The sequence below is a fragment of the Nocardia citri genome (genome assembly GCF_054065835.1).
Map to the genome: position 1 here is coordinate 316452 of NZ_JBSUQM010000004.1, position 22965 is coordinate 339416.

At 65.7% G+C, this 22965-nt stretch carries 24 protein-coding genes; 9 read left to right on the forward strand and 15 right to left on the reverse strand.

Annotated elements, in window-relative coordinates; genetic code table 11:
• Positions 1-184 precede the first annotated feature (184 nt).
• Positions 185-937: an isocitrate lyase/PEP mutase family protein gene (locus tag ACW2Q0_RS09415; protein ID WP_457188256.1), complete on the reverse strand. Its 753-nt coding sequence runs from the start codon at positions 935-937 to the stop codon at positions 185-187.
• A gap of 89 nt (positions 938-1026) precedes the next feature.
• Positions 1027-1884 carry a 16S rRNA (cytidine(1402)-2'-O)-methyltransferase gene (gene rsmI, locus ACW2Q0_RS09420; protein ID WP_457188258.1) on the reverse strand — a complete coding sequence of 286 codons (858 nt, stop codon included), beginning with the start codon at positions 1882-1884 and terminating at the stop codon, positions 1027-1029.
• A gap of 299 nt (positions 1885-2183) precedes the next feature.
• On the opposite strand from rsmI, the gene ACW2Q0_RS09425 reads away from it, so the two are divergent.
• Entirely contained in the window at positions 2184-3785 is a 1602-nt protein-coding gene (locus ACW2Q0_RS09425; RefSeq protein ID WP_457188260.1) for a dolichyl-phosphate-mannose--protein mannosyltransferase, read from the forward strand.
• A gap of 12 nt (positions 3786-3797) precedes the next feature.
• Here ACW2Q0_RS09425 and ACW2Q0_RS09430 read toward each other — a convergent pair whose 3' ends face one another.
• Together ACW2Q0_RS09430 and arcA are read right to left on the reverse strand one after the other, a co-directional pair.
• Positions 3798-4157 (reverse strand): GntR family transcriptional regulator, encoded by a 360-nt coding sequence (locus ACW2Q0_RS09430; RefSeq protein WP_457188262.1) that lies wholly within the window; start codon positions 4155-4157, stop codon positions 3798-3800.
• Positions 4158-4164: 7 nt separating this feature from the next.
• Complete coding sequence (gene arcA / locus ACW2Q0_RS09435; protein ID WP_457188264.1) at positions 4165-5481, reverse strand: arginine deiminase; 1317 nt, start codon at positions 5479-5481, stop codon at positions 4165-4167.
• A 109-nt stretch (positions 5482-5590) separates the two neighbouring features.
• Here arcA and soxR point away from each other — a divergent pair, with 109 nt between their 5' ends.
• A complete protein-coding gene (gene soxR / locus ACW2Q0_RS09440; protein WP_457188266.1) occupies positions 5591-6076 on the forward strand; it encodes a redox-sensitive transcriptional activator SoxR in 486 nt (161 codons plus the stop codon).
• On the opposite strand, the gene ACW2Q0_RS09445 is transcribed toward soxR, so the two are convergent.
• From ACW2Q0_RS09445 to ACW2Q0_RS09475, 7 genes are all read right to left on the reverse strand, one after another.
• Positions 6045-6923 carry an SDR family oxidoreductase gene (locus tag ACW2Q0_RS09445; protein ID WP_457188268.1) on the reverse strand — a complete coding sequence of 293 codons (879 nt, stop codon included), beginning with the start codon at positions 6921-6923 and terminating at the stop codon, positions 6045-6047. The genes soxR and ACW2Q0_RS09445 overlap by 32 nt on opposite strands.
• 154 nt (positions 6924-7077) lie before the next feature.
• Positions 7078-8205: a glycosyltransferase gene (locus ACW2Q0_RS09450; RefSeq protein ID WP_457188327.1), complete on the reverse strand. Its 1128-nt coding sequence runs from the start codon at positions 8203-8205 to the stop codon at positions 7078-7080.
• A 240-nt stretch (positions 8206-8445) separates the two neighbouring features.
• Positions 8446-10263, reverse strand: a complete 1818-nt coding sequence (locus tag ACW2Q0_RS09455; protein WP_457188329.1) for a putative bifunctional diguanylate cyclase/phosphodiesterase — start codon at positions 10261-10263, stop codon at positions 8446-8448.
• Positions 10264-10330: 67 nt separating this feature from the next.
• The gene (locus ACW2Q0_RS09460) at positions 10331-12478 is read right to left on the reverse strand and encodes an Rv1355c family protein (RefSeq protein ID WP_457188270.1); all 2148 of its coding nucleotides are present in this window, start codon (positions 12476-12478) and stop codon (positions 10331-10333) included.
• Positions 12475-13239, reverse strand: a complete 765-nt coding sequence (locus ACW2Q0_RS09465) for a hypothetical protein (protein ID WP_457188272.1) — start codon at positions 13237-13239, stop codon at positions 12475-12477. Before ACW2Q0_RS09465 ends, ACW2Q0_RS09460 begins: the two co-directional genes overlap by 4 nt.
• 256 nt (positions 13240-13495) lie before the next feature.
• The gene (locus tag ACW2Q0_RS09470; protein ID WP_457188274.1) at positions 13496-13930 is read right to left on the reverse strand and encodes an effector binding domain-containing protein; all 435 of its coding nucleotides are present in this window, start codon (positions 13928-13930) and stop codon (positions 13496-13498) included.
• On the reverse strand, positions 13927-14370 hold the full coding sequence (locus ACW2Q0_RS09475) for a GyrI-like domain-containing protein (protein WP_457188276.1): 444 nt from the start codon (positions 14368-14370) through the stop codon (positions 13927-13929). Before ACW2Q0_RS09475 ends, ACW2Q0_RS09470 begins: the two co-directional genes overlap by 4 nt.
• A 171-nt stretch (positions 14371-14541) precedes the next feature.
• Between ACW2Q0_RS09475 and ACW2Q0_RS09480 the strand changes: the two genes are divergently transcribed.
• Entirely contained in the window at positions 14542-15300 is a 759-nt protein-coding gene (locus ACW2Q0_RS09480) for a uracil-DNA glycosylase (RefSeq protein ID WP_457188277.1), read from the forward strand.
• 18 nt (positions 15301-15318) lie between these two features.
• Here the strand turns inward: ACW2Q0_RS09480 and ACW2Q0_RS09485 are convergent, their stop codons facing one another.
• A complete protein-coding gene (locus ACW2Q0_RS09485) occupies positions 15319-15957 on the reverse strand; it encodes a hypothetical protein (RefSeq protein ID WP_457188278.1) in 639 nt (212 codons plus the stop codon).
• A 452-nt stretch (positions 15958-16409) separates the two neighbouring features.
• Between ACW2Q0_RS09485 and ACW2Q0_RS09490 the strand changes: the two genes are divergently transcribed.
• From ACW2Q0_RS09490 to ACW2Q0_RS09500, 3 genes are all read left to right on the forward strand, one after another.
• Complete coding sequence (locus ACW2Q0_RS09490) at positions 16410-17660, forward strand: KasA/KasB family beta-ketoacyl-ACP synthase (protein WP_457188279.1); 1251 nt, start codon at positions 16410-16412, stop codon at positions 17658-17660.
• 171 nt (positions 17661-17831) lie between these two features.
• Positions 17832-18728 carry an alpha/beta fold hydrolase gene (locus ACW2Q0_RS09495; protein ID WP_457188280.1) on the forward strand — a complete coding sequence of 299 codons (897 nt, stop codon included), beginning with the start codon at positions 17832-17834 and terminating at the stop codon, positions 18726-18728.
• A gap of 265 nt (positions 18729-18993) precedes the next feature.
• Positions 18994-19617, forward strand: coding sequence for an antibiotic biosynthesis monooxygenase (locus tag ACW2Q0_RS09500; protein WP_457188281.1), 624 nt, complete (start codon positions 18994-18996; stop codon positions 19615-19617).
• 130 nt (positions 19618-19747) lie between these two features.
• Here the strand turns inward: ACW2Q0_RS09500 and ACW2Q0_RS09505 are convergent, their stop codons facing one another.
• Positions 19748-19957: a hypothetical protein gene (locus ACW2Q0_RS09505; RefSeq protein ID WP_457188282.1), complete on the reverse strand. Its 210-nt coding sequence runs from the start codon at positions 19955-19957 to the stop codon at positions 19748-19750.
• Between the two features lie 373 nt (positions 19958-20330).
• Between ACW2Q0_RS09505 and ACW2Q0_RS09510 the strand changes: the two genes are divergently transcribed.
• Both ACW2Q0_RS09510 and ACW2Q0_RS09515 read left to right on the forward strand, forming a co-directional pair.
• Entirely contained in the window at positions 20331-20492 is a 162-nt protein-coding gene (locus tag ACW2Q0_RS09510; protein ID WP_457188283.1) for a hypothetical protein, read from the forward strand.
• A complete protein-coding gene (locus ACW2Q0_RS09515) occupies positions 20489-20680 on the forward strand; it encodes a dienelactone hydrolase family protein (protein WP_457188331.1) in 192 nt (63 codons plus the stop codon). Before ACW2Q0_RS09510 ends, ACW2Q0_RS09515 begins: the two co-directional genes overlap by 4 nt.
• 52 nt (positions 20681-20732) lie before the next feature.
• On the opposite strand, the gene ACW2Q0_RS09520 is transcribed toward ACW2Q0_RS09515, so the two are convergent.
• Both ACW2Q0_RS09520 and ACW2Q0_RS09525 read right to left on the reverse strand, forming a co-directional pair.
• Positions 20733-20927, reverse strand: coding sequence for a ferredoxin (locus tag ACW2Q0_RS09520; protein ID WP_457188284.1), 195 nt, complete (start codon positions 20925-20927; stop codon positions 20733-20735).
• A 37-nt stretch (positions 20928-20964) separates the two neighbouring features.
• On the reverse strand, positions 20965-22191 hold the full coding sequence (locus ACW2Q0_RS09525; protein ID WP_457188285.1) for a cytochrome P450: 1227 nt from the start codon (positions 22189-22191) through the stop codon (positions 20965-20967).
• Between the two features lie 163 nt (positions 22192-22354).
• Here ACW2Q0_RS09525 and ACW2Q0_RS09530 point away from each other — a divergent pair.
• Positions 22355-22965, forward strand: a 611-nt coding sequence (locus ACW2Q0_RS09530) for an AfsR/SARP family transcriptional regulator (RefSeq protein ID WP_457188286.1), incomplete at its 3' end; no start/stop codon positions are given.

Below are 22965 nucleotides of genomic sequence, written 5' to 3' on the forward strand. Positions count from 1 at the left end.
ATACGTCGCGCGGGGAGTCCCCGGCGGTTATCGCATCTGGGATAACAAGACGCGCCGCTACTGGGGCGACCATTACGAGCTGTGCCCGGACGACCTATTGACCGAGCTCACCGCCCTACTGAAGCGCTACCGCTCGATGCTGCGGTAGCGCGTCAGTCTGTTCGGCCAGCCCGCTGGAGCTGGACTACTTCCAGCGATGCAGCAGCCTGTTGGCTTCGTCGGTCAGTGCCCACTGCAGCAACGGGCCGAAGGTGATGCGGGCGACGCCCTGATCGGCCAGCACCGTCTTTTCGGATGCGCCGGGCTGGGCGACAGCGCTGATCGGCCGCGGCAATTCACTGGTGAGACGGCGCATATCGGCGTCGGAATGCTGTCCGGCCGGGAACAACGAGTCGGCACCCGCCGCGGCGGCCAACTTCAGGCGCTCGATGGCGCGGTCGAGGCGATCACTGTCGTCACCGTCCTTGCGCATGAACAGGTCCGTGCGGGCATTGACGACCACGTGCACACCTGCGGCATCGGCGAACTGACGCAGGCCGTGCACCAGGTCGGCGTGCTCCTGGGCACCGCGCAACCGGCCGCCCTCACTGTGCACCGTGTCCTCGATATTGAGGCCGATCGCGCCCGCATCCAGCAGCCCCTCGATCAACTGCGCGGGCTCGAGCCCGTAACCGGATTCGATATCGACGGAGATCGGAACATCGACCGCACCGGTGATCTGCCGGACCCGCGTCAACAGTTCCGCGAATGTCATCCCCTCGCCATCGCTGCGCCCGACCGAATCGGCGACCGGATGACTACCCAGGGTCAGCGCCGAAAAACCTGCCGCGACAGCGACATTCGCCGACCACGCATCCCACACCGTCGGAAAGACACCGGGATCGCCCGGGACATGCAGTTCGAGAAACGCCTTCGCCTTGCTTTCCAAAGAGGTCATGACACCGATCATCGTCGCGCCGATGATCGATGGCACCATGACACTCCCCCAATGCGGCCGCACGGGAGTGTCGGCGCTGGCGAGTCGCGCTATGGACTGTCCCCGCCGTTGCGGCGCGCGGTCAGTACCGCGTCGTACAGTTCGCGGCGGGAAACGCCGGTCTCGGCGGCCACCTGGGCGCACGCGTCCTTGAGGCGAATACCTTCGGCGGTCAGCGATTCGACCTCGTCGACCAGATCGGCGGGATCGGCCGCGACGGGTCGGGCGCCTTCGAGGACGACGGTGATTTCGCCGCGCGCCCCCTCGACCGCCCAGGCGGCGAGTTCGCCGAGATTGCCGCGCACAACCTCCTCATAGGTCTTGGTCAGTTCCCGACAGACCGCTGCCCGCCGATCGGAGCCGAGCACTTCGACCGCATCGGCGAGGCAGTCGGCGAGCCGGTGCGGCGCCTCGAAGAATACGCAGGCTCGCGGCTCGGTGCGCAAGGTGCGCAACCACTCTCGCCGCTGGCCGGATTTGCGCGGCGCGAATCCGTCGAAGCAGAAGCGTTCCACCGGGAGCGCGGACAACGCCAGGGCGGTGGTCACCGCCGACGGTCCCGGCAGACAGGTAACCGGCAGCTGACGCTCGACACAGGCCACCACCATGCGATAACCCGGATCACTCACCGACGGCATACCGGCATCGGTCACCAGCAGCACTGTGGCGCCACTGTCGATCTCATCGAGCAGCGCCGGAACCTTCGCGGATTCCACGTGATCGTCGAACCGCAGGACTCGCCCGGTGATCTCCACGTCCAGGGCCTTGGCGAGGGCACGGGTGCGCCGGGTGTCCTCGGCCGCGAGGATATCGGCGGATCCGAGCGCCTCGCGTAGCCGTTGTGAGGCATCGCCGATCTCACCCATCGGCGTTGCCGCGAGCACCAACCGCCCCACCTTGTCCGCCACGCTCCTGCGCCTCCCCGGGTCTTTTGCCGGTCGTTGGTGGCTCGGGACTTGGTCACCGGACCGGTCATCGAGTACGCGGCTGGGCGTCCCCGGCGAGTTACCCATGTCCACGCGAAATCAGTCGTTACCTTTGCCGGAGGCAAATTCTCTCACCAGAAGAAAATCAATCCCGCGCTGGGTGATCACCCGGACTCCGATACGCTTCAGACGCCACCTGAACCGCCACTCAGGGTGTGATTCGCGCGGCGGCGCGCTCACCGGTGCGGGTCTCGGTGGCGCACACAGCATACGATCGGGACGTGACCCAGGTGACCGACCAGCGCGCGACCGTTGCCGGGGCCGTGCCCTCTTGGTCGAGCCCCGCGCCCCTGCGGCCGTCGCCCGACTTCGGTCCGGTCGACAAGATGCAGGGGTGGGTGGTCACGGCGGTACTCACCGCGATCGCGGCGCTGACGCGGTTCATCATGTTGGACTATCCCACCGACGCCTACACCCCCGTCTTCGACGAGAAGCATTACGCGCCACAGGCCTGGCAGATCCTCACCGGCGGTGGCGTCGAGGACAATCCCGCCTACGGGCTGGTGGTGCATCCCCCGATCGGCAAGCAGCTGATCGCGGTCGGCGAGTGGATGTTCGGCTACAACGGCTGGGGTTGGCGTTTCAGCGCGGCGCTGGCGGGCACCATCCTGGTGCTGCTGGTCATCCGGATCGTTCGGCGGATGGCGCGCTCCACGATGGTCGGCGCGATCGCGGGCATTCTGCTCATCGCCGACGGACTCACCTTCGTCTCCTCGCGCATCGGCATGCTCGACATCTTCATGGCGGTGCTGGTCACCGCCGCGTTCGGCTGTCTGATCGTCGATCGCGACGAGGTCAGGGCCCGAATGGCCGAGGTGGACCGCGAGAGTCGGATCGATGCGAGCGCATGGGGTCCGCGGCTAGGAGTGCGCTGGTGGCGCTTCGGCGCCGGGGTGCTGCTCGGACTCTCCTGCGGCACAAAATGGTCCGGCATGTACTTCATCCTCGCGTTCGGGATCATGAGTGTCTATTTCGACGTCTCGGCGCGGCGTGCCTACGGTGTGCGGCGGCCCTGGGTCGGTGCGGCGGTGCGCGATGTCGGGCCCGCGCTGTACGCGTTGGTGCTGATTCCGCTGGGGGTGTATCTGGCCAGCTATTGGGCCTGGTTCGCCAGTGAGGACGGCGTTTTCCGCTATGCGGTCGGCAATCAGGTCGGTCGGGGTGGGCCGTGGTCGTTCCTGCCGAGCGCGCTGCGATCGTTGTGGTACTACAGCGGCGAAACGCTGCGCTTCCACGAGGGGCTGACCAATTCGGCGGGTAACCATCACCCCTGGGAATCCAAGCCATGGACCTGGCCGATGGGGCTGCGGCCGATGCTCTACTACTACGCCGACAACGGTGTCACCGGCTGCGGTCAGACCCAGTGCCTGAAGGCCGTGATGCTGATCGGCACCCCGGCGATCTGGTGGATCGCCTTCCCGGTACTGGGCTGGATGCTGTGGCGCAGTGTGGTCCGTCGGGACTGGCGCTATGCGGCGGTGCTCACCGGCTACGGCGCCGGGCTCATCCCCTGGTTCTTCACCCTCGATCGGCAGATGTACTACTTCTACGCGGTACCGCTGGCCCCGTTCCTGGTGATGGGCGTCGCGTTGGTGTGCGGCGATATTCTCGGCCCGGCTCGATCGGTTCGAATACCGCGCAGCCCGGCGGGCACCTACCTGCCCGCCGTGCCCAGTGAACGACGCGGCCTCGGACTGCTCGCGGTCTGCATCTACCTCGGCCTGGTAATCGCCAATTTCATCTGGTTGTGGCCGATTCTTACCGCGCTGCCGATTACCCCCGGCAACTGGCACGACCACCTGTGGCTGCCCAGTTGGCGCTGATGCCCGCGAGAACTAGCTCTCCAACGCCGCCCTGACGTACTGCAGGGCGGCCTCGTCATCGAGACCGAGCCGTCGAATGGTAGCGACATAGTCGGTCGCGGCCCGCCCTGCCAGATCTTTGGTCGGGTCGCCCGAGGACGCGATGAAAGATCCTTGCCTGCCCCGGGCTTCGACCACCCCGTCGGACTCGAGTTCCCGATAGGCCCGAGCGACCGTATTCGGCGCGAGCCCGAGTTGCGCGGCCAGTGCGCGCACCGTCGGGATCTTGGTACCCGCCGTCAACTCCCCGGAGCGCACCTGGGCGATGACACCGAGCCGGAGCTGCTCATAGGGCGGAATCGGCGAATCGTGGGTCACGGAAATGGTGAACATCGCACGCTCACACGTCATCTCGGGACAGCGGGCAGGACATGCACCGCGGTCCGCCACGGCCGGAGCCCAATTCGGAGCCGGGAATGCGCAACACCTCGATGTCGGCATCCTCGAGCCGGGCATTGGTCATATCGTTGCGCTCGTAGGCGACGACCACGCCGGGCGCGAGCGCCAGGGTGTTATTGCCGTCGTCCCACTGCTCGCGTTCGGCGGTGACCACATCGAGTCCGGTATCGATGACCCGCAGCTTACCGATGCCCATCGCGTCGGCGGCCGCGGGCAGAAATGGATCCGGACCGCGCATGCTCACCCGGGCCCGATCGTTGCGTCCGCCGCCGAAATAGGCATTCGGCCCAGCGTCTTCGCGATGAATCGTGAACGCGCACAGCGAATCCCGGACGGCCGGATACATCACGACGGCATCGGTGTCGACCATGGTGCAGACGGTGTCCAGATGCATGGTCGCGCGACTCTGGGCGATCGGGACGACCAGCACGGTGTGGGCGAGATCGTCGTCGAACAGACTGCGCGCCAACGCTTCCGCACCCGCGGGCGAGGTGCGCTCACCGACGCCGACCGCGACCACGCCCGGCGCCAGCAACAGCACATCACCACCCTCGATCGGCGCGGTATGCGATTCGTAGGCCCGCCGCACGCCGAGAAAACGCGGATGGAATGCATAGATGAGATCGGTCAGCGAGGTCTCGCGCATCCGGGCGGGCAGTGCGAGCGAGGTGATCGCGACCCTCGGGCCGACCCAGAAGGACGAATCCCTGGTAAACAGCAGATTCGGCAGTGGATCGATGACGAAATCGGCACCGTGGTGCATGCGCCGCACCAGCGAGGTGTTGTCGCCGTCGAAGGGCAGTTCGTCGAAGGTCATCCCGGCCATGAGGATATTGGCCAGATCCCTGGCTCGGACGCCGCGCAGAAAGGCCGCCAGCTCGTCGGCCAGCATATGTCCGAGTTTGCGCGCGTCGACGGCCCCGGAGATGCCCTGGATGCGGGCCGCACCGCTGACCGACAGGGTTTCGGCGAGCAGATCGGCGAGCAGTAGCACCTCGACACCGCGTTCGCGCAGCACACCGGCAAAGATGTCGTGCTCCTGCTGGGCCCGCTCGACCCACGGAATGCCGTCGAAAAGCAGTTGATCGTTATTGCGCGGGGTCAGCCGCCGCAACTCGTCGCCGGGCCGGTGCAGCAGCACCGTGCGCAGGGTCCCGACCTCGGAGGTGACCGCCAGTCGACCGTCTGGATCGCCCACACCCGCCAACCCATCGTCCGCACCGCCATCGTGCCCCGCCCGCACCGCGTCTGCTGCCATGATCCGACCGTAGTTCGCCGCGGCCGTAAGAGCACGCAATTGGGTGTCTCCGATTCCGACCCCAGCACACCCTAACCTGAAGTATGGTTCAGGTGATTGGAGGAGCGGGATGTCGACAACCGATTGGCGAGCGAAGGAGCTGACCCCCGGGCAGCTGTCCGAGCGTAGCGGAGTAGCGGTCTCCGCGTTGCACTTCTACGAACGCGAGGGTCTCATTTCGAGCCGTCGCACGAGTGGAAATCAACGCAGATATGCCCGCGAAACGCTGCGCCGCGTCGCCTTCATCCGCATCTCCCAGCGGGTCGGCATCCCACTGAGCGAAATCCGCGCCGCACTGGACAAACTTCCCGAGGGTCGCACCCCCACCCGGCGCGACTGGGAGACCCTGTCCACTGGCTGGCGGGCCGACCTCGACGACCGCATCACCCAGCTGACTCGCCTGCGCGACAACCTGACCGGCTGCATCGGCTGCGGCTGCCTGTCACTCGGCAGCTGCCGACTGGTCAATGAGCACGACCGCCTCGGCGAACAGGGGCCGGGTGCCCGCGTGCTCGATGTGACGCTCAACTGCCCATCGAAGCCAGCAGCCTGCTGAATCGATCGCTGCTGCGGCGAATCACGAATTCATAGGGGTAGGCGAATTTGCGGGCCAACCAATAACCGAAGCGGATATCGAAGGAGGTGTAGACGAGGAACCGATCGCGCTCGATACCGCGAAGGATCGCCGCCGCAACAGCTTCCGGCGCCACGGCATGTTTGGTGAATGCCTTGGTGAGTCGCTGCACCCTCGGATCTTCCTTGTCCACGCCGACCAGCTCGACGCTGTGCACCAGCGGTGTATTCACCGCGCCGGGCACCACCAGATGCACCGAAATGTCGTGACGCCGTAAGTCGAATCGCAAAACCTCGGAGACGCCGCGGATGCCGAATTTGCCGGCGCTGTAGGCGGCATGCCATGGCAGCGCCAGGATTCCGGCCGCCGAGGAGACATTCACCAGTGCCCCACCGCGTTTCGCCCGGACCATCGGCGGCACGAAGTTCTCGATCACATGGATGGGGCCCATCAGGTTGACGTCCACCATCTGGCGCCAGTGGCGGTGCTCGAGATTCTCGACGGTGCCCCAGGTGGAGGTGCCCGCGATATTCATGACGATATCGAGGCTGCCGAATTCGGCATGCACGTCGGTAGCGAAGGCGGTAACCGCGTCGTAGTCGGTGATATCCAGGGCACGCGCGGCGAGCACGGTACCGCCGGCCTCCTTGATGGTACGAACCGTATCGTCGAGGCCCTCGGCACTGATATCGGTCAGCACCAGTTCGGCGCCGGCGGTCGCGGACGCCACGGCGCTCGCCCGGCCGATTCCGCTCGCGGCCCCGGTGACGAGCACCTTCGCACCACGCACCGTCTTCCTGCGCCCAAAACCAAGCACACCGGATCCCATCTCGAATAGCCCGCATCAGTTGCACGCAGGGTACGCGGCAATGGCGCGGTTGCGAAGTTCATACGGTCGAAAGTTCGATCCAGACACGTCATCGCGCCCTTTTCGCTGGATATGGCGAAATTGCCGGATTCGGTCGGCAGTGCACGCCCGCGGGTTATCGCCCGAGCACTGCCAGCATTCCCGCGACCGCCCGCGGCCAGGTGAACTGCTCGGCCCGAGTGCGCGCCGCCTTCCGACGATCGGCGGTCGGCAGCGCGAGTACATCGGTGACGGCCTGCGCGAAGGCGGACGGGCGATCGGCGGCGACCGCACCGCACTCGGCGGTGACAATATCGGCGAGCGCCGAAGACCGGCTGGCGACGACCGGCGTACCCGCGGCCAACGCCTCTAGCGCGGCCAGGCCGAAAGTTTCGTGTGGGCCCGGTGCCAGCGAAACATCAGCGGTGGCAAGCAGTTTCGCCACCATCGACCGGTCGGAAATGAATCCGGTGAAGTGCACCGCGGGTCGCCCTCCGGGCAGTGGTGGCAAGGCACGGGCCCGACGCTCCAGGGCCTCGCGCCGTGGTCCCTCACCCGCCACGACCAGCCGAGCCTCGATTCCCGCCCGGTGCAGCGCGCCAATAGCCTCGATGCTGCGATCTACCCGCTTCTCCACCGACAATCGGCCGCAGTGGACCAGCAGCGGATGTCCGGGCGCGCCGAGGTCAGCGCGCAGGCGGTGGTCGCGGCGACCCGGGCTGAACAGCTCCAGATCCACGCCGAGCGGCACCAGTTCGACATTCGGCGCATCGATGCGCAGGAACTCCTCGCGGGCGAATTCCGTTGTGCAGACAACTATGTCGTAGTCGTCCGCAGTGCGCCGGTTCGCCATATCGGCGCACCGACGGGCCACCCGGCCAGGCATGATCTGGCCGAGTAGTCGGTCCAAGCGCTCATGCGAGATCATGACGCTCGCCACGTCGCGGGTGCGCGCCCAGCGTCCGAACCCCCGCAGCGTCAGCCGATCCGAAACCTCGAGCACATCCGGTCGCAATCCGGCCAGCACATCGGCCACCCGGCGCGGATCCGCCGCGCGATAACCGCCGGTCCACGGTATCGCCAGGGCGGGCAAAGTGATCCGCACCGCACCGGTCGGCAGGATCTCTTCGGCCCGGCGCGGTCCGGGCACGATCAGCACCACGTCATGCCCGGCGGCCACATACCCCTCGCCCAGGTGATGCAATGCGGTGCGCAGCCCGCCCGACCGCGGACCGTAGAAGTTCGCCAGTTGCACGATGCGCACATCGCCGATCGTGCAGCGAATCGGGTTCTGCCCGGAACCCATGCGCCCAACACCGCATGAACAGCCGTGAAAGACCCTGCTAACGAGGACCGGGTTCGCACCGGTCGAATGCGCGGACATCGCTGAGCTCATGCATCAGGGCTCGGGTTCGGCGAACCGTCGGTTCGGTGCGGATGACCGTCGGCGACCGGCGTCGACTCTGGGTCAGGGCCGAGCGTTTCGATCAGCAGTCAGGACCGGTCACGCCCGGGTGATACCCCGGCCCGCCCGCGGCAGATCGAGATCCAACGGAATGCGCCCGGTGGCCAGATGCGCCTCTACCTCATCGGCGGGCATCGGTCGTGCGATCAGAAATCCTTGCGCCCGATAACAACCCAGCCCGACCAGGGTGCGTGCGGCCACCGGCGTCTCGACGCCCTCCCCCACCACGCCGAGCCCGAACGACCCGGCCAATCCGATGATGGATTTCACGATCGCCAGATCGTCGGTGCTCGCACCGAGTCGTTGCACGAAACCGCGGTCGATCTTCACCGCGTCCACCGGGAGCGCCTTCAGATGCGACAGCGAGCTGTATCCGGTGCCGAAATCGTCGATGGCGATCTGCACACCCATCCGCTTGAGTCCGCGCAGCGTGACCTGGGTGCGCGCCAGATCCTGGACCACCACGTGTTCGGTGATTTCCAGGCAGACCGAACTGCCATCTATCCCGAACAGCCGCAGCATATCCTCGATCCGCTCCACGAAATCCAGGCTGACCAGCTGCACCGGCGAGACATTTATCCGCATCACGACATTCGCCGCCAGCCCCCGCCTGCGCCATTCGGCGAACTGCGCACACGCCGACCGGATCACCCAGCGGCCCAGCTCACCCGCGAGGTTGGTGGCCTCGGCGACGGTGACGAACGCACCGGGCGGCAGCAGTCCCCTGGTCGGATGCAACCAGCGCACCAGTGCCTCCAGCGCCACCACCCGGCCGGTGCGCAGATCGACCTCGGGCTGATAGTGCAGCAGCAGCGAGCCGTCGGAGACCGCTCCGCGCAGATTCAGCTCGACATCGTCCTGCAGTTCGAACTGCGCGCGCATGGCATCGGTGAAGACCGCGACGCCATTGCCACCACCCGATTTCGCCGATAGCAGCGCGTGATCGGCCCGGCGCAGCACGTCCGCGACCGTGGTCTCCCCTGGAATACCCACCGCGACACCGACACTGGCGCCGCGGCTGACCGATTCCCCGCCGACGGTGACCCGCCGTCCGATGAGCTGCTGGATCCGCGTCGCCTCCAATTCGGCTGCCACCGGATCCATCGGTTTGGCGGGCACGATGACGAATTCGTCGCCGCCGAGCCGGGCGATCATGTCATTGGGATCGAGATTTTCGCGCAGTCGCGAGGAGAGTGTGCGAATGAAGTTGTCCCCCGCGGTATGTCCGAGAAAATCGTTGAGCGCTTTCAGCCGATCGAGATCGAGGAAGAAAGCGGCCACCGGACCCGGACTGCCCGGTCCGAGCCGCTCCTCCATATGTTCGAGTAGGGCCCGCCGGTTCGCCAGTCCGGTCAGATCATCGTGCAGGGCGATATAGCGCAATCGCTCCTCGGCCACCACGCGCGCCTGCAACTGGGCGAAAAGAGCGGCGATCGCCTTGAGCACGTTGAGTTCCCGAGCGCTCCAGTCGCGATCGCCCTGTTTGATGAATCCCAGCACGCCGGTCGACTCGCCGCGCGATAACAGCGGCACCGCGGCCATCGCGACCTGTGGAATGCCCGACGAGCGCCGGATCGTCTCCTGATAGTCGGCGGATTGCTGCGACGGCCGCACGATGATCGGCTCGGTGGCATGTTCCAATTCCCGGAACACCGAGTCGGCGTGTTCGAAATGTACGATCTTCAGCGGGTCCGGATCCGGTATGTCACCACGGTGCGGCCATTCCGCGATGAGCACGGTCGCCCGCTGCTCTCTATCGGTATGGCGTAGGTAGCTGAAATCGACATCGAAATGCTCGACCAATCGGGCAAGCACGCGCTCACTGGCCGCCACCATCGTCGTGGCGTCGACGCCCATCAACTCGGAGGCGACCTGGGTCACCAATGAGTCGAGCGTTCGCCGAGGCACCCTATCTCCGATCGCGCTAGCTGCGGTTGCCCGCGCCCGGCACTGGAAGCCGCCTGCTGCGGACCGTGGCTGCTGCCGCATAGCTCAGGCGAAGCACCAATGCCATGATCTCATGCTCAGGCACTCTCAGCAGGTCCAGGAAACGGCCCTGAAGTGACGTTAGTGTATCCGCGAAATCCGGGGAAATCCCCTTCAGCTCGTCGGGGTGCCGCGCGTACAGGAATAACGGCGAGACCGGTTGCACGGCAAGACCGAGCCGTTGCGCCGCGATCCAGACCCGCTGCACGGCCGCGCCGCCGCGCGCGTAGTCGGCAAGCGATACCGACTCTGTGCTGGATCGACGCGGAAAAGTTATCGCGAGCACCGCCGAACTCGACAGCACCCGGTCGCGGCAGTACTCGCCGAGCGCGGCACCGCCGGACCATTCGCGTAGTCGATCCATGACATCCGAGCGCTCGCCGATCCGGATTTTGGCCTGTTCGTCAGCGGCCAATTCCATACTCCGGATATCGATCCCGGTGCGCGGATCCTCGCCAGGCCAGCGTAGTTCGCCGAACATCTCCTGATGCAGGCGCGGGGTGAGATAGCGCATGCGGTCGGATTCGCCCAGCAGTGCGGCCGCGGCGCGGAGTTGATCGGGCTCGGTAATGGCATGGACCGACGCATCTGCGGCGGCCTCGGCCAGTGCGGGCAGGACATGATCCGCCAGCGGCGCGCCCGTGCCGAGATGTCGGTTCGTCGCGCGGGTCAGCGCGTCGGAATAGTCGCCGGCCAGTACGGGGTCGGTGCCGTTGCCGAGATGTAGCACCGCGGCGAATGCGGTGGAGCTGTCCTCGATGAACTCGTGCGGGCCGAGTACGCCGTGCGCGGCGGCCGCGGCGCGGGCGTTGTGCAGCGCCGCACCGATCGATACCGCGCTGGCGCGGTAGCCGATATCCAGTGCCGACGAGCGGGTTCGGACGAGCTCGATGTGTAACTCGGCACCGTCGACCCGCAGGCACCACGGTTGGCTATTGCCGCCCGACGGCGCGCGCTGTGCGGCTTCGAGCAGCTTTTCGACGGCGGACCCGTCCGGAGTCGACACCCCGTCTTCGGGCACCGGGAATTCGTCGGATACCTTCTCGCATCCGGGTTCCGGTTCGGCCAGCTCGTCGAGGCCACGCTCCAGATCGACCCGGGTGCGGCCCGAGGACAGCTTCTGTCCGAGCCCGATCCGGCGCACCGCCGCTGCCACGATGGCCGCGCCCAGTTGCACGTCACCGCCGAGTTGCGGCCAGGTTGTCACGGTTTCGTCGATCTCGACCAGACTCGCGGCCATCCGGGCCGAGAGTTCCTTCGGATCCAGAATCCGCATGACGTGCGGCGCCTTGTCTTTGGTGGACAACCCATGCAGATCCGCGCCGACGGTCGCGCCGAGCAGACCGTGGAACGGCGGCCGGTCCGGTTCCAGGTCATAGCGCTCGACATCGAGAAGGCCGCGATCGCTGGTATCCATCACCAGCGGAATGCGGTGTCGGCGTGCGCCTTCCCGGACTGCGAACTTGACATCGAGTGAATCGCATTCCTCGACGACCAGCGACAACCCGTCCAGGAATGCGTCGACGGTGTGCTCGTCGACACCCGCGGTGGCGACCTCGACCGGCAGATACGGATCGAGTTCGGCGATCCGGCGCGCCGTCACGACGGACTTGTTCACCCCGATATCGAAGATCCCCCCGGGCACCCGATTCAGATTCGACAGCTCGATATCGTCGAAATCGGCCAGGCGCAGCAGGCCACAGGTGCCCTCCAGGGCCAAGGTGTGAGCGACCGCGTGCCCGACGCTCTGTCCGACCACTCCGACCGCCAGGCCCGCGCAACGTTCCTGTTCGGCGCGGGTGAGCTTGTTCTGGTTGCGATCCAAGCGAATTGTCCGGAAGGTCTTCTCCCCTGGCAACCCCACGACCGCGCGCCGCCACGGGTAATAGACCCATCGGTCTGTCTCCGGGCCACCTAGATCCGACGGCGGCCGCCGGACCTTGGCGAGTTCGGCGCGCAGCACATCACGCAGGTCGAGAATGCGGACCTGCGGTGCTTTCCGTAATTGCATGAGGATCTGTGCGTCGTATGTGGCGTTTTCGTCGAGAATCAGCGGGCGGTAGTCCGCGGTGAGGTCACCGTTCATGCCTGCGCCAATCCTCCGATCCCTGGTCCACCCGAGGGAGCTCGACAATGCGGCGACCGCCAGGCATCGAGCGCCGCACACTCCAGCGCCGTCATCGAGCCCTGCAATTTTGTGGCTAATGTGCGATATGTCTGAATGTCCCACCACATCGGAACGGTCCGGTAGCGGTCGTCCGGATAGGGCACCGACGGAGTCCGATCGGCGACATACCCACCACTGGAACGGTACAGAGTGATATTTCGCGTGGCAGTGGTGACGAAGCCGAACCGAGCATCGAGTAGTCGGGCAGCGTGCACAACGCAGCGGGAGACCGCCGCCGCGAGCGCCGCACGATGCTCGACCGCTCGCGCCACCCAGACCGCCTTCACCTCGACTACGCCCTCCGGTATCCGATCAGCAACCATCGTGCGCAACCCGTCGGCACCGGGTCGACCCGCCCACGCGCGCAGTGCCTGCACTTCGTCGGCCATACGATAGGGGCCCTGTGCCCGCAATCCCGCGACGACCGCGCCGGACGGATCGACAGCGGCGAAGAACAACGAAGTCGAGCGGCCGTCGACAACACTGTCGTATTCCAATACGTGATCAACGCCGTAATGCCGGTAAACCTGCAGCGCCCCACACAGATAACGGCGCCACAGATCCGGATGCGCCTGCGGAGTAGCGACATGAAAGACATATCCGGAATACATGTCGCGAAACCGCAACACCTCGGCATCATGTGTGCCGCCCGGGCCGACTGCGACTGTTTCGACAGTCATGGTTTTCCTACTCCGTTTGCTACCGCACACTTGTACGGTCATCGAGCCGGCCTGACCGACTCGCCAGACGACTCGCCGATCGGATGAGATTGCCTAGGGCAGTATCCGTCATCCAGCAAGAATTGACCAGATATCTGGTTAATCTTCCGAAAACTAATCGCCTACCGCGCAATTTCCGCAGGTCAGAACGCTCTAATCGACCATCGAACAGAACGTGGAGACCAGTCGGTACCGATGCAGCTAATATATAGCTATCTCAGACGAGGATGGAGATGAACAACTCGACCGAATCCGGCCCACGCCAGACCTCGATCTCCTCCCGGTACGCCCGGGTGATCTCGGCGGAGGCCGTCGCATCGTCGACTTGGGCCCACACATCCTCGACCGGATCGTGGTAATCCCCGTTCGGCTCGAATCGCGCGTAGACACCCTTGGGCACCTTGACCAGTACGTCACCGACCGGAACCGCACTCGGACCCGGGTACTCGAAACATACGACCGCGTTGTAGTTTCCGGCCGGATCCGGCACGTACACCGTGTACATCGGCTGGTCGTCGCCAGCACGGTCACGCAGCCGATCCTTGAGGAATTCGATCAGGTCGCTATTGCTGACCTTGAAGCTCGGACGTACCCGCGGCACCACCAGACCGCCGTAGACGGCCTCGCGCCGGACCACGATCGCGTAGGTCATCGCGCCTCGACCGCCAAGTAGAGATCGATCTTGTAGGCGTGCGGATAACACTCGAAATCGCCGGTATAGGTGCGTTTGATCTGGTTGTGTTCCTCGGCGTAGGCGATCTGCGTCCACAGGTCGGTCATCACCTGCGGAAAGTTACCGACCGAGGAGAATCTGGCATAGGTGCCGCGCGGCAGTCGCGCCACCAGGTGGCCGCGGGTGACCTCATCGAAGGACGCACACTCATAGCCGACGATCTGGGTGTTATAGGTGCCGAGCTCACCGGAGTAGTCGGTGTAGGCGCTGGCCAGCTGACCGCCGAGTTCCTGATGCAGCACCGCCGCCCACGCGGTCTCCAGATCGTGGTCACGCAGTTCCCCGAGCGCACGTTTCGGGCTGCGCACCGGGAGCCCGGCAACCCACGTTTCGTCTCGCTCGACGATTTCAAACTGCATGAACAGACTCTTTCGAGGTGAATCCGGGGGCGTTGCCCGCATCCGGTCGGCCAGAAAGGCCATGCTATCAATTGACCCACGTGGTCAGCCTCACATGTCCGGGTCCTTATGCGCGCCGCACCGTCGTCTCGAACCGCTCGCGCGACCTTGTACACAATCGGGCGGCTATCGATGCGTAGTGGACATGGCCTGCGGCACGATGTGATCGTGTGCGAGACCATCGCCGAACTGGATGCCGCGGTCGCGGATTGCTTCGCCTGCCCCCGGCTGGTCGCCTGGCGAGAGCGGGCGGCCAGGGACAAGCGCGCCGCGTACCGTGACGAAACCTACTGGGGCAGGGCAGTTCCCGGATACGGTCCGGATGACGCACGACTGCTCGTCGTCGGACTCGCCCCAGCTGCCCACGGCGGCAACCGGACCGGGCGAATGTTCACCGGCGACCGCAGTGGGGATTTCCTCTTTGCCGCCATGTACAACGTCGGGCTGACCAATCAACCGACGGCGGTACACCGCGACGACGGATTGCGGCTGATCGGCGCGCGTGTGACCGCACCAGTTCACTGCGCACCGCCCGGCAATAAGCCGACGCCCGACGAGCGGGACCGCTGCAGTCACTGGCTGAGAACCGAATTGCGCCTGCTCACACCGACAGTGCGAGCTGTGGTCGTACTCGGGTCGTTCGGCTGGCGGGCGCTGCTTCCGGTCCTCGCCGCATCGGGCTGGACGGTGCCGCGGCCGCGGCCCGAATTCGGGCACGGTGCCCACGTTGTGTTGGCGCCGACGGCTGATGATCGAGCGCCGCTACATCTGTTCGGCTGCTATCACGTCAGCCAGCAGAACACCTTCACCGGTCGGCTCACTCCGGAAATGCTCGAAGCGGTGCTGACTGCCGCGGCGACCGCCGCGGGTCTTCCTGGTAGGCGGGGCTGATCGCTTCGATTACCAGCATCAGGACGGCGGGGCGATCTTGGTAATGACGGTGCTGGCTTCGTGGGGCGCGACGGTGACGAACTGGCGATACGTGCGCACCGTCGCATCCGTACGGAACTCGGTGATGACGACGTCGAAGCGACCGTCGAGCATCGGGGAGATCATGACGCAGTGCTGGGTGCCGAGCGGAATCGATGTGATGCCCGCATCGATCACGGCGACCGAGGACACCGCCGCATCCGATATGGTCAATGCGCGGGCGTCCCAGCCCGAGCGGGTCACGTAATAGGCGTATTGGAAGGCCAGGATCACATCCGGACCGGATTTGGTCGACCCGGTTCCATTACCGCGCACCAACTGTTCGGTGCGCGTCGGTTCGCAGTTCGGTCCGCCGCCGAGCACCGGATCAGTGACCGTGGCCGTCGACTGCCGGGTATTGCTCGCCTCGGCCGTATACACCAGCACCACCGCCACCGCCGCCAGCGCCCCGAAGAACGCGACACTGCCGACCAGCCAGTGCCGGCGCGGCGTACGCCGCTTCCGGCGATGTGGGCGGGGCGCAGTCAGGACCTGTGGTGCGCGTCCGGGCGGGAGCATGCCCGGCCACAGCGGGTCGGCCGAGCGACCCCCGCGCCTGGCCGTGTTCGACGACACCATGATCCCGCCACACCCCTTCACCGTGCCGCTGGGGCGACCCCTTCAATGCCGTTGTGCAATAACAAGATTGCATATCTGCAGCGATAATGGCGACCGAATGGGCCGGACAGAACCGGTCAGCGGGCCAGCACACTACGCCCGAACCGCCCAAGGCTGCGCGCCGTTCCAGCGACTTTGGAGGTTTCCCACAACCGCCGGCGCGAAGGTTCGTAACGACGGGCATACCATGATCAAACCGCGCCGGTATGCTCTTCCCGAGACGATGTCCAGCGGAAATACCTGTTCAGCAATGCATTTCGGTGCATTCGGCGGCACAGTAGAACGCCTGCGACGATGCCGCGCGACAACGATGTCCGGCCGTCGTAGTCCGTCGAACGCCTGTCCAGTTCGGATAAGGCATTCGCCAGGACACCGAAAACCGCGTTATCGGAAGAAAACCAGGAGCGACTCTCGTGCGAAACCTCTTTGCCGCCAACGGGCGATTCCCGAACGTCGTCGTGACGAGTCTCGCGGCGACCACCTCCATCGCGGGTGATGTCGACGCGACCTGGAAGGGACTCCTCAACGGCGAGAGCGGAATCGACGTACTGGAGGATCCCTTCGTCGAGGAGTACGACCTCCCGGTCCGCATCGGTGGTCACCTGAAGGTCCGGCCGGAGACCCTGCTCACCCGGGTCGAACAGCGCCGGATGGCCTATGTCGAACAGCTCGCGACGGTCCTCGGCCGCGAGGTGTGGCGCAATGCGGGCAGCCCGGAGGTCGATCCCGAGCGACTCGGCGTGGCGATCGGCACCGGGCTCGGTGGCGCCGATGCGATCACCGATGCGAATACCAGACTGAAAAATGGTGGCTACCGCAAGATTTCGCCACTGGCCGTTCAGATGATCATGCCGAATGGCCCGTCGGCGGTGGTCGGTCTCGAGTTGCAGGCGAAGGCAGGGGTGATCACGCCGGTCTCGGCCTGCTCGTCCGGGTCCGAGGCAATCGTCAACGCTTGGCGCATGATCGCGATGGGTGATGCCGATATGGTCGTCACCGGCGGCGTCGAGGGATACATCGATGTCCTGCCGATCGCGGCCTTCACCATGATGCGCGCGATGAGCACCCGCAACGACGATCCGAAGGGCGCCTCGCGGCCGTTCGACTCCGATCGCGACGGATTCGTCTTCGGAGAGGCCGGTGCGCTGATGGTCATCGAGACCGAAGAACACGCCAAGGCCCGTGGTGCGACCATCCACGCGCGCCTGCTCGGTGCCGGAATCACGTCCGACGGTTACCATTTGGTCGCTCCCGCCCCTGATGGCGCCGGCGCGGCACGCGCGATGACCAAGGCCATCCAGATCGCGGGTCTGACCCCGAAGGACATCACCCACATCAACGCCCACGCGACCGCGACCCCGGTCGGCGACACCGCCGAGGCGAACGCGATCAACAAGGCCGTCGGTAACCACGCCTCGGTCTACGCGCCGAAATCCGCACTGGGACATTCGATCGGCGCGGTGGGCGCGCTGGAATCGATTCTCACCGTGCTCAGCATCCGCGACGGTGTCGTGCCGCCGACGCTGAACCTGGACAACCAGGATCCGCAGATCGATCTGGATGTGGTGCACGGCGAGGCGCGCGACCAGGAGATCGAGTACGCGATCAACAACTCGTTCGGTTTCGGCGGGCACAATGTCGCGCTCGCCTTCGGCCGCTACTAACGGACCAGAATGACACGCGGGTAGAGCAACTCCGAACCCGAGCTTCTGGACGTTCTGCTGCGACTTCGACCCCGGCAGCGGGTCCAGTACGCCGTTTCCGACCACAGGTGGTGGTGCGAATCCGACCCGAGAAGGACGTTCAGCAGACGCTCGGCGAACTATCGTGGGCGTATGCCTGTTACCGACGGTACCGCTACCTCCGACCCGCCGGCCATTCCCGGTGTGCGCCGGTCGTTCGTGACAGCCCGCGATGTCCGGTTCCACGTCACCGAATCCGGACCGGAGGACGGTCGCCCGGTCGTGCTGCTGCACGGGTGGCCGCAGCACCATTACGCCTACCGGGATCTACTCGCCGACCCGCCGGAAGGACTCCGGATCATCGCGCCCGACCTGCCCGGATACGGCTGGTCGGGTCCGCCGCCGCATCGGTGGTCGAAGGAGGATGTGGCATCCGATGTGTTCGCGCTGCTCGATGCGCTCGGCCTGCACCGAGTACTGCTCGTCGGCCACGACTGGGGCGGTTATATCGGCTACCGCATGGTGCTGCGCGAACCCGACCGTTTCGACGGCTATCTGGTGCTGAATATGGCCCATCCGTGGGTGCGGCCGATGACGGTCATGCGACAGATCTGGCGCTTCCTCACCTACCAGCCGCTGATCGCCACCGTGGGCGTACCACTGCAACAGCGCACCCGATTCGTCGAATTGGTCTTCGCAGCGGCGATCACCGACCGCAGCAAGGTCTCCCTCGAGGTGATCCGCATCTTCGCCGACCGGTTCCGCGATCCGGTCTGCGCCCGCGCCGCCACCGACACCTACCGCACCTTCTGGCTGCGCGAAATCCCCGATGCCGCACGCCATCCCGAACGCCGTCGCGCGACCATCCCGATCCGCGCGTTGTTCGGTGTGGAAGACCCCGCCGTACATCGCTCGCTCGCCGCCGCCGAAACCGCCCGCGCCGACGATTACACCCTCGAACCAGTAACCGGCTGTGGACATTTCGTCGTCGACGAACGTCCGGAACTCGTCCGCGCCCGCCTGATCCAACTGGCCACAGACACGAAGTAGCCCTTGCCCCTTCGGCTTTCGCGCCCATGACTGGACAACTCGAGCGTTGGACGCCGAGGTATTCGATGCTGGGCGCGAATGACGAGCGTGGCTGTCGCCACCGCCATCCTCCGCGAACTCCGGAAGCCACGGCGGCGGCTCGCGAGCCCGAACGCACATTGCGCAGAGTGTGCTGAGTGCCTATTGCCATGCGCGGTGCGGCGGGGCAGGGTGAACATACCGGTGGCGCCGCCGGGGCGCTGCCCTGAACACCGAGGGAGTGATCGTGTTCGCACGTTCAACCACTATTCAGGCGCAAACCTCCGCGATCGACGCCGGGATTGCGCACGTACGCGACGAGGTAATGCCGGCTGTGCAAGACATACCCGGCTGCGTTGGACTATCGTTGCTGGTCGATCGCCAGTCCGGCCGGTGCATCATCACCACGTCATGGGAAACCCAGGACGCGATGACCAAGAGCGCCGACCGGGTCCGCCCCATTCGGGACCGTGCGGCCGCGGCATTCGGCGATGGCGGCACTCAGATCGAGCAATGGGAAATCGCCGTCCTACATCGTGACCACCGCTCACAAGAGGGTGCCTGCGCCCGTGCGGTCTGGACCGAGACCGACCCGAATCGGCAGGAGGAGGCAATAGATACCTACAAATCCCACGCCCTGCGCGACATGGAATCCCTCGAGGGTTTCTGCAGCGCGAGCCTGCTGGTCGATCGCGCAGCCGGCCGTGGCGTCTCCTGCGTCACCTTCGACACCGCCGAAGCCATGGAACACAACCGCAACGACGCAACCGCTATGCGCGAGCGGATCACCCGCCAGGCCGGGATAAAGATGGTCGACATGTGCGAGTTCGAGTTGGCCCTCGCCCATCTCCGCGTTCCCGAATTGGTGTAAATCGCACGGACCGGCTCCCGACCGCCTGCCCGGTCGGCAGCCGGTCCCGACGAGTAAGTTCCCGATCTCGTTCGGCGGCAACGGTTTTCCGTCCTCAGATGCCACTACGCAACATCGATCGGCACGCTTGTCAGGTCGCCAGGCGGCGGCAGGTTTCCGGAAACCGACGGTGAATGCGGTCTATGAAGCGTTGTACGGCGCGCAGCTCATTCACCAATTCCTCGCGCGGCGGGGAGTCGAGCCGGTGCGCGAATCCGAGTTCCCGGGTCAGCGCTTCGGCCCGATTCGCCAACAACTCCAGAAAGACCTGAGCTTGGGCAAGGTCGGGATCTTCATACATTCATCAAGGCCGATCTATGGGCATCGCATGGCAGTGCACCCACCCCAGGTGCATCGTCCCAACCGTCGCGGCGCTCGACAGCGCGGGAATTGCCCGATGCTATCGCCTCGCACCGCATTCCGTGACAGCTTCGCGCCCTTTCACCCGGACCGACTCCGCGGCCCGGCGTCGGGTTGTCCGGTGGCTATGCTGTGAGCTGATGACTACCGTAACGGCGTTGCGCCACAAACGGATTGGTGACCTGGTGCGCTACTGCGCGCCGTATTAGCCGGTGCGGGCCCCACTATTCGATCGAGTGACTTGCGCCGCTGCGCGGGCTCCGCCGCCGTCGTGTTGATGCCGGCTCGACACATCAACCACGACAGGAGAATTCATGCCTACCAAGACGCTGCAGATCCCCACTACCGACGGCCAGGCCGACGCTTTCGCCGCCTTCCCCGACCACGGTGAGCGGCACCCGGGGGTGCTGACGGGCCTGACGGTCTCGCCGAGCTCACCGCCCAGGTCCACTTCGGCCACGCCGAAACCGACCTGACGCCCGAGGCCCTCGGCGAGCTCAATCGGGCCCTGGATGCCGCGGGTGTCGACTACACCTCCGAGATCTACCCGGGCACCATCCACGGCTTCACCATGTCCGACACCGACGCCTTCAACCCCGCCGCACTACAGCGTCACTGGGACCGCCTGCTCCCCTTGCTCGACCGCACCCTGACCACCAACTGAACCCCCAAGTGCTTTGGTCGTGCGTTGACGATGGGGCGCCGCTGAATCCGGCTCAGGACTCGTCGACCGTGAGTGCCCCGGACGGGCAAGCCGTCACGGCCTCCCGCACTGCGGCGTGACTGCGCCGCGGTGCGGGGTCGAGCAACCGGACCCGTCCGTCGTCCTCGTCCTGATCGAAGACCGCCGATGCGATGAGGGCGCACATGCCCGCACCGATACAGCGCTCCCGATCCACAGTGATACGCACTTTCGTCCTCTCCCTACGTGCGGCTCGGCCGACAGCTCTATCGGGCGGTTTCCGTCCAGGTGACCGGCAGTTCGTGGACGCCGTAGATGTTCATATCGGTCCGGAGTTTCACCTCGTCGGCGGGGATGGCGAGCTCGAGGGTCGGGAAGCGACGCAGCAGTCCGGCGAAACCGGCGCGCATCTCGATGCGGGCCAGCTGCTGGCCGAGGCATTGGTGGACGCCGTGACCGAAGGACAGGTGACCGCGAGCCTTGCGGTGGATGTCCAGGGCGTCGGGGTTGTCGAAGCGCTGGGGGTCGCGGTTGGCGGCCAGCAGCGAGACGACGACGGTCGAACCCTTACCGATCGTTTCACCGCCGAGTTCGATGTCCTCGGTGGCGTAGCGATAGAAGATATCGGCGACGGACAGGTAGCGCATGAGTTCCTCGACGGCGTCGGGGACCAGGTCCGGGTCGGCGCGCAGTTCGGCCAGCTGCGCCGGGTGCTCCAGCAGCGCGAAGGTGCCCAAGGCCAGCATATTGGCGGTGGTCTCGTGACCTGCGAGCAACAACAGGAAGGCGACGCCGACCAGCTCCTCGATGCCGAGATCGTCATCGCGGGCGAGGTCGGACAGTAGGTCGTCACCGGGTTCGGCACGTTTGCGCGTGACCAGTTCGGCCAGGTACGTGGTCATCGCGCCGTACGCGGCCATCTTCTCCTCCAACGACTGGTCCCGAACCAGGAACTGGGCGGAATTGACCTGGAAGGTCGCGCGGTCCGCGTAGGGGACACCCAGCAGTTCGCAGATCACCAGCGAGGGCACCGGCAGCGCGAATTCCTTGACCAGGTCGACCGGCGGGGTCAGGCGCGCCATCTCGTCCAGTTGCCGTGCGGCTATGTCGATAATGTGCTCTTCGAGCTGCTTCATGCGTCTGACGGTGAACGCGCCGGTGAACTTGCGTCGCAGCCGGGTGTGGTCCGGCGGGTCCATCGCGATGAACAAGCCCGGCACCTGCGGGGACGGCTCGGTGGGGACGGGCATGCCCGGGGTTTCGTATGCCGCGTGCACGATGCCGATGTCCTGGCGGGAGCTGAACCGAGTGTCGGCCATGAGCTTTCGGACCGCGTCGTAGCCGGTGACGAGCCAGCCCTCGTGACCGTCGGGAAAGACCATGGGACTGACCGGACCGACCTCGCGCAGCCGGGTGATGTCACGGGGCGGGTCGAAGGGGCCCGCATCGCGCTCCACAGGGAGACCGTGCGGGATAGGCGCCGTTTGACTCATCGGATGTCCTTTTCGTTGCGGTTGTTGAGACCACATTCACCGCCGGACCTGACATACGGCTGTCACGGCGCTGACACCGACCCGGCCGGCGACCACGAAAGGCCAGTACCGGGGCAACTTTTCGGCGCGGCGTCCGCAGATTGCCCATGGCAAGATCGGCCAGGTGCAGATCGGGATACTTGGTCCATTCGAGATTCGCAGGGACGACGGTGTTTTCGTCGATGTGCCGGGCGCGCGGCTGCGCGGACTGGTGATCGCCCTCGCACTCGAACCAGGTCACGCCGTCCCGAAGGCGACGCTCATCGACTGGATCTGGGGTGAACACCCGCCGGCCGACGCGGCGAATGCCTTGCAGCGGTTGGTTTCCAGGCTGCGGAAGGTGCTGCCGGAAGGGTTGGTCGAGGGGCAGCCGGACGGATACCGATTGCGGGTGGAACCCGACGCTGTCGACGCCGTGCGGTTCGAGCGCCTCGTCGCCCAGGCCCACAACGACGAGGGTCTTGCCGGGGTACAGCGGCTGCGCGATGCCCTCGCATTGTGGCGCGGTGCGGCCATGCAGGACGTCGGTCTGCAGGAGAGTGCGGCGTTCGACGCGGCGCTCACCCGGATCGAAGGGTTACGCCTGATCGCCATGGAGGATCGATTCGATGCGGAGATCGGCCTCGGCCACGGCGCGGAGCTGGTCACGGAACTTACCGACCTGGTGGCCGCGCATCCGGTGCGCGAACGGCTGGTCGCCGCGTTGATGCGAGCCTTGTCGTGGAAGGTGGAGAA

Excerpts from the sequence above, each read along its gene's own strand:
- ACW2Q0_RS09495 (WP_457188280.1), top strand. The coding sequence starts at position 17,832 with ATGCCTGTTACCGACGGTACCGCTACCTCCGACCCGCCGGCCATTCCC.
- ACW2Q0_RS09475 (WP_457188276.1), bottom strand. The coding sequence starts at position 14,370 with ATGCAGTTTGAAATCGTCGAGCGAGACGAAACGTGGGTTGCCGGGCTC.
- ACW2Q0_RS09460 (WP_457188270.1), bottom strand. The coding sequence starts at position 12,478 with ATGAACGGTGACCTCACCGCGGACTACCGCCCGCTGATTCTCGACGAA.
- ACW2Q0_RS09455 (WP_457188329.1), bottom strand. The coding sequence starts at position 10,263 with ATGGGCGTCGACGCCACGACGATGGTGGCGGCCAGTGAGCGCGTGCTT.
- ACW2Q0_RS09465 (WP_457188272.1), bottom strand. The coding sequence starts at position 13,239 with ATGACTGTCGAAACAGTCGCAGTCGGCCCGGGCGGCACACATGATGCC.
- ACW2Q0_RS09505 (WP_457188282.1), bottom strand. The coding sequence starts at position 19,957 with ATGTATGAAGATCCCGACCTTGCCCAAGCTCAGGTCTTTCTGGAGTTG.
- ACW2Q0_RS09445 (WP_457188268.1), bottom strand. The coding sequence starts at position 6,923 with ATGGGATCCGGTGTGCTTGGTTTTGGGCGCAGGAAGACGGTGCGTGGT.
- ACW2Q0_RS09510 (WP_457188283.1), top strand. The coding sequence starts at position 20,331 with ATGCCTACCAAGACGCTGCAGATCCCCACTACCGACGGCCAGGCCGAC.
- ACW2Q0_RS09430 (WP_457188262.1), bottom strand. The coding sequence starts at position 4,157 with ATGTTCACCATTTCCGTGACCCACGATTCGCCGATTCCGCCCTATGAG.
- ACW2Q0_RS09470 (WP_457188274.1), bottom strand. The coding sequence starts at position 13,930 with ATGACCTACGCGATCGTGGTCCGGCGCGAGGCCGTCTACGGCGGTCTG.
- soxR (WP_457188266.1), top strand. The coding sequence starts at position 5,591 with ATGTCGACAACCGATTGGCGAGCGAAGGAGCTGACCCCCGGGCAGCTG.
- ACW2Q0_RS09525 (WP_457188285.1), bottom strand. The coding sequence starts at position 22,191 with ATGAGTCAAACGGCGCCTATCCCGCACGGTCTCCCTGTGGAGCGCGAT.
- ACW2Q0_RS09480 (WP_457188277.1), top strand. The coding sequence starts at position 14,542 with ATGCGTAGTGGACATGGCCTGCGGCACGATGTGATCGTGTGCGAGACC.
- arcA (WP_457188264.1), bottom strand. The coding sequence starts at position 5,481 with ATGGCAGCAGACGCGGTGCGGGCGGGGCACGATGGCGGTGCGGACGAT.
- ACW2Q0_RS09415 (WP_457188256.1), bottom strand. The coding sequence starts at position 937 with ATGACCTCTTTGGAAAGCAAGGCGAAGGCGTTTCTCGAACTGCATGTC.
- ACW2Q0_RS09485 (WP_457188278.1), bottom strand. The coding sequence starts at position 15,957 with ATGGTGTCGTCGAACACGGCCAGGCGCGGGGGTCGCTCGGCCGACCCG.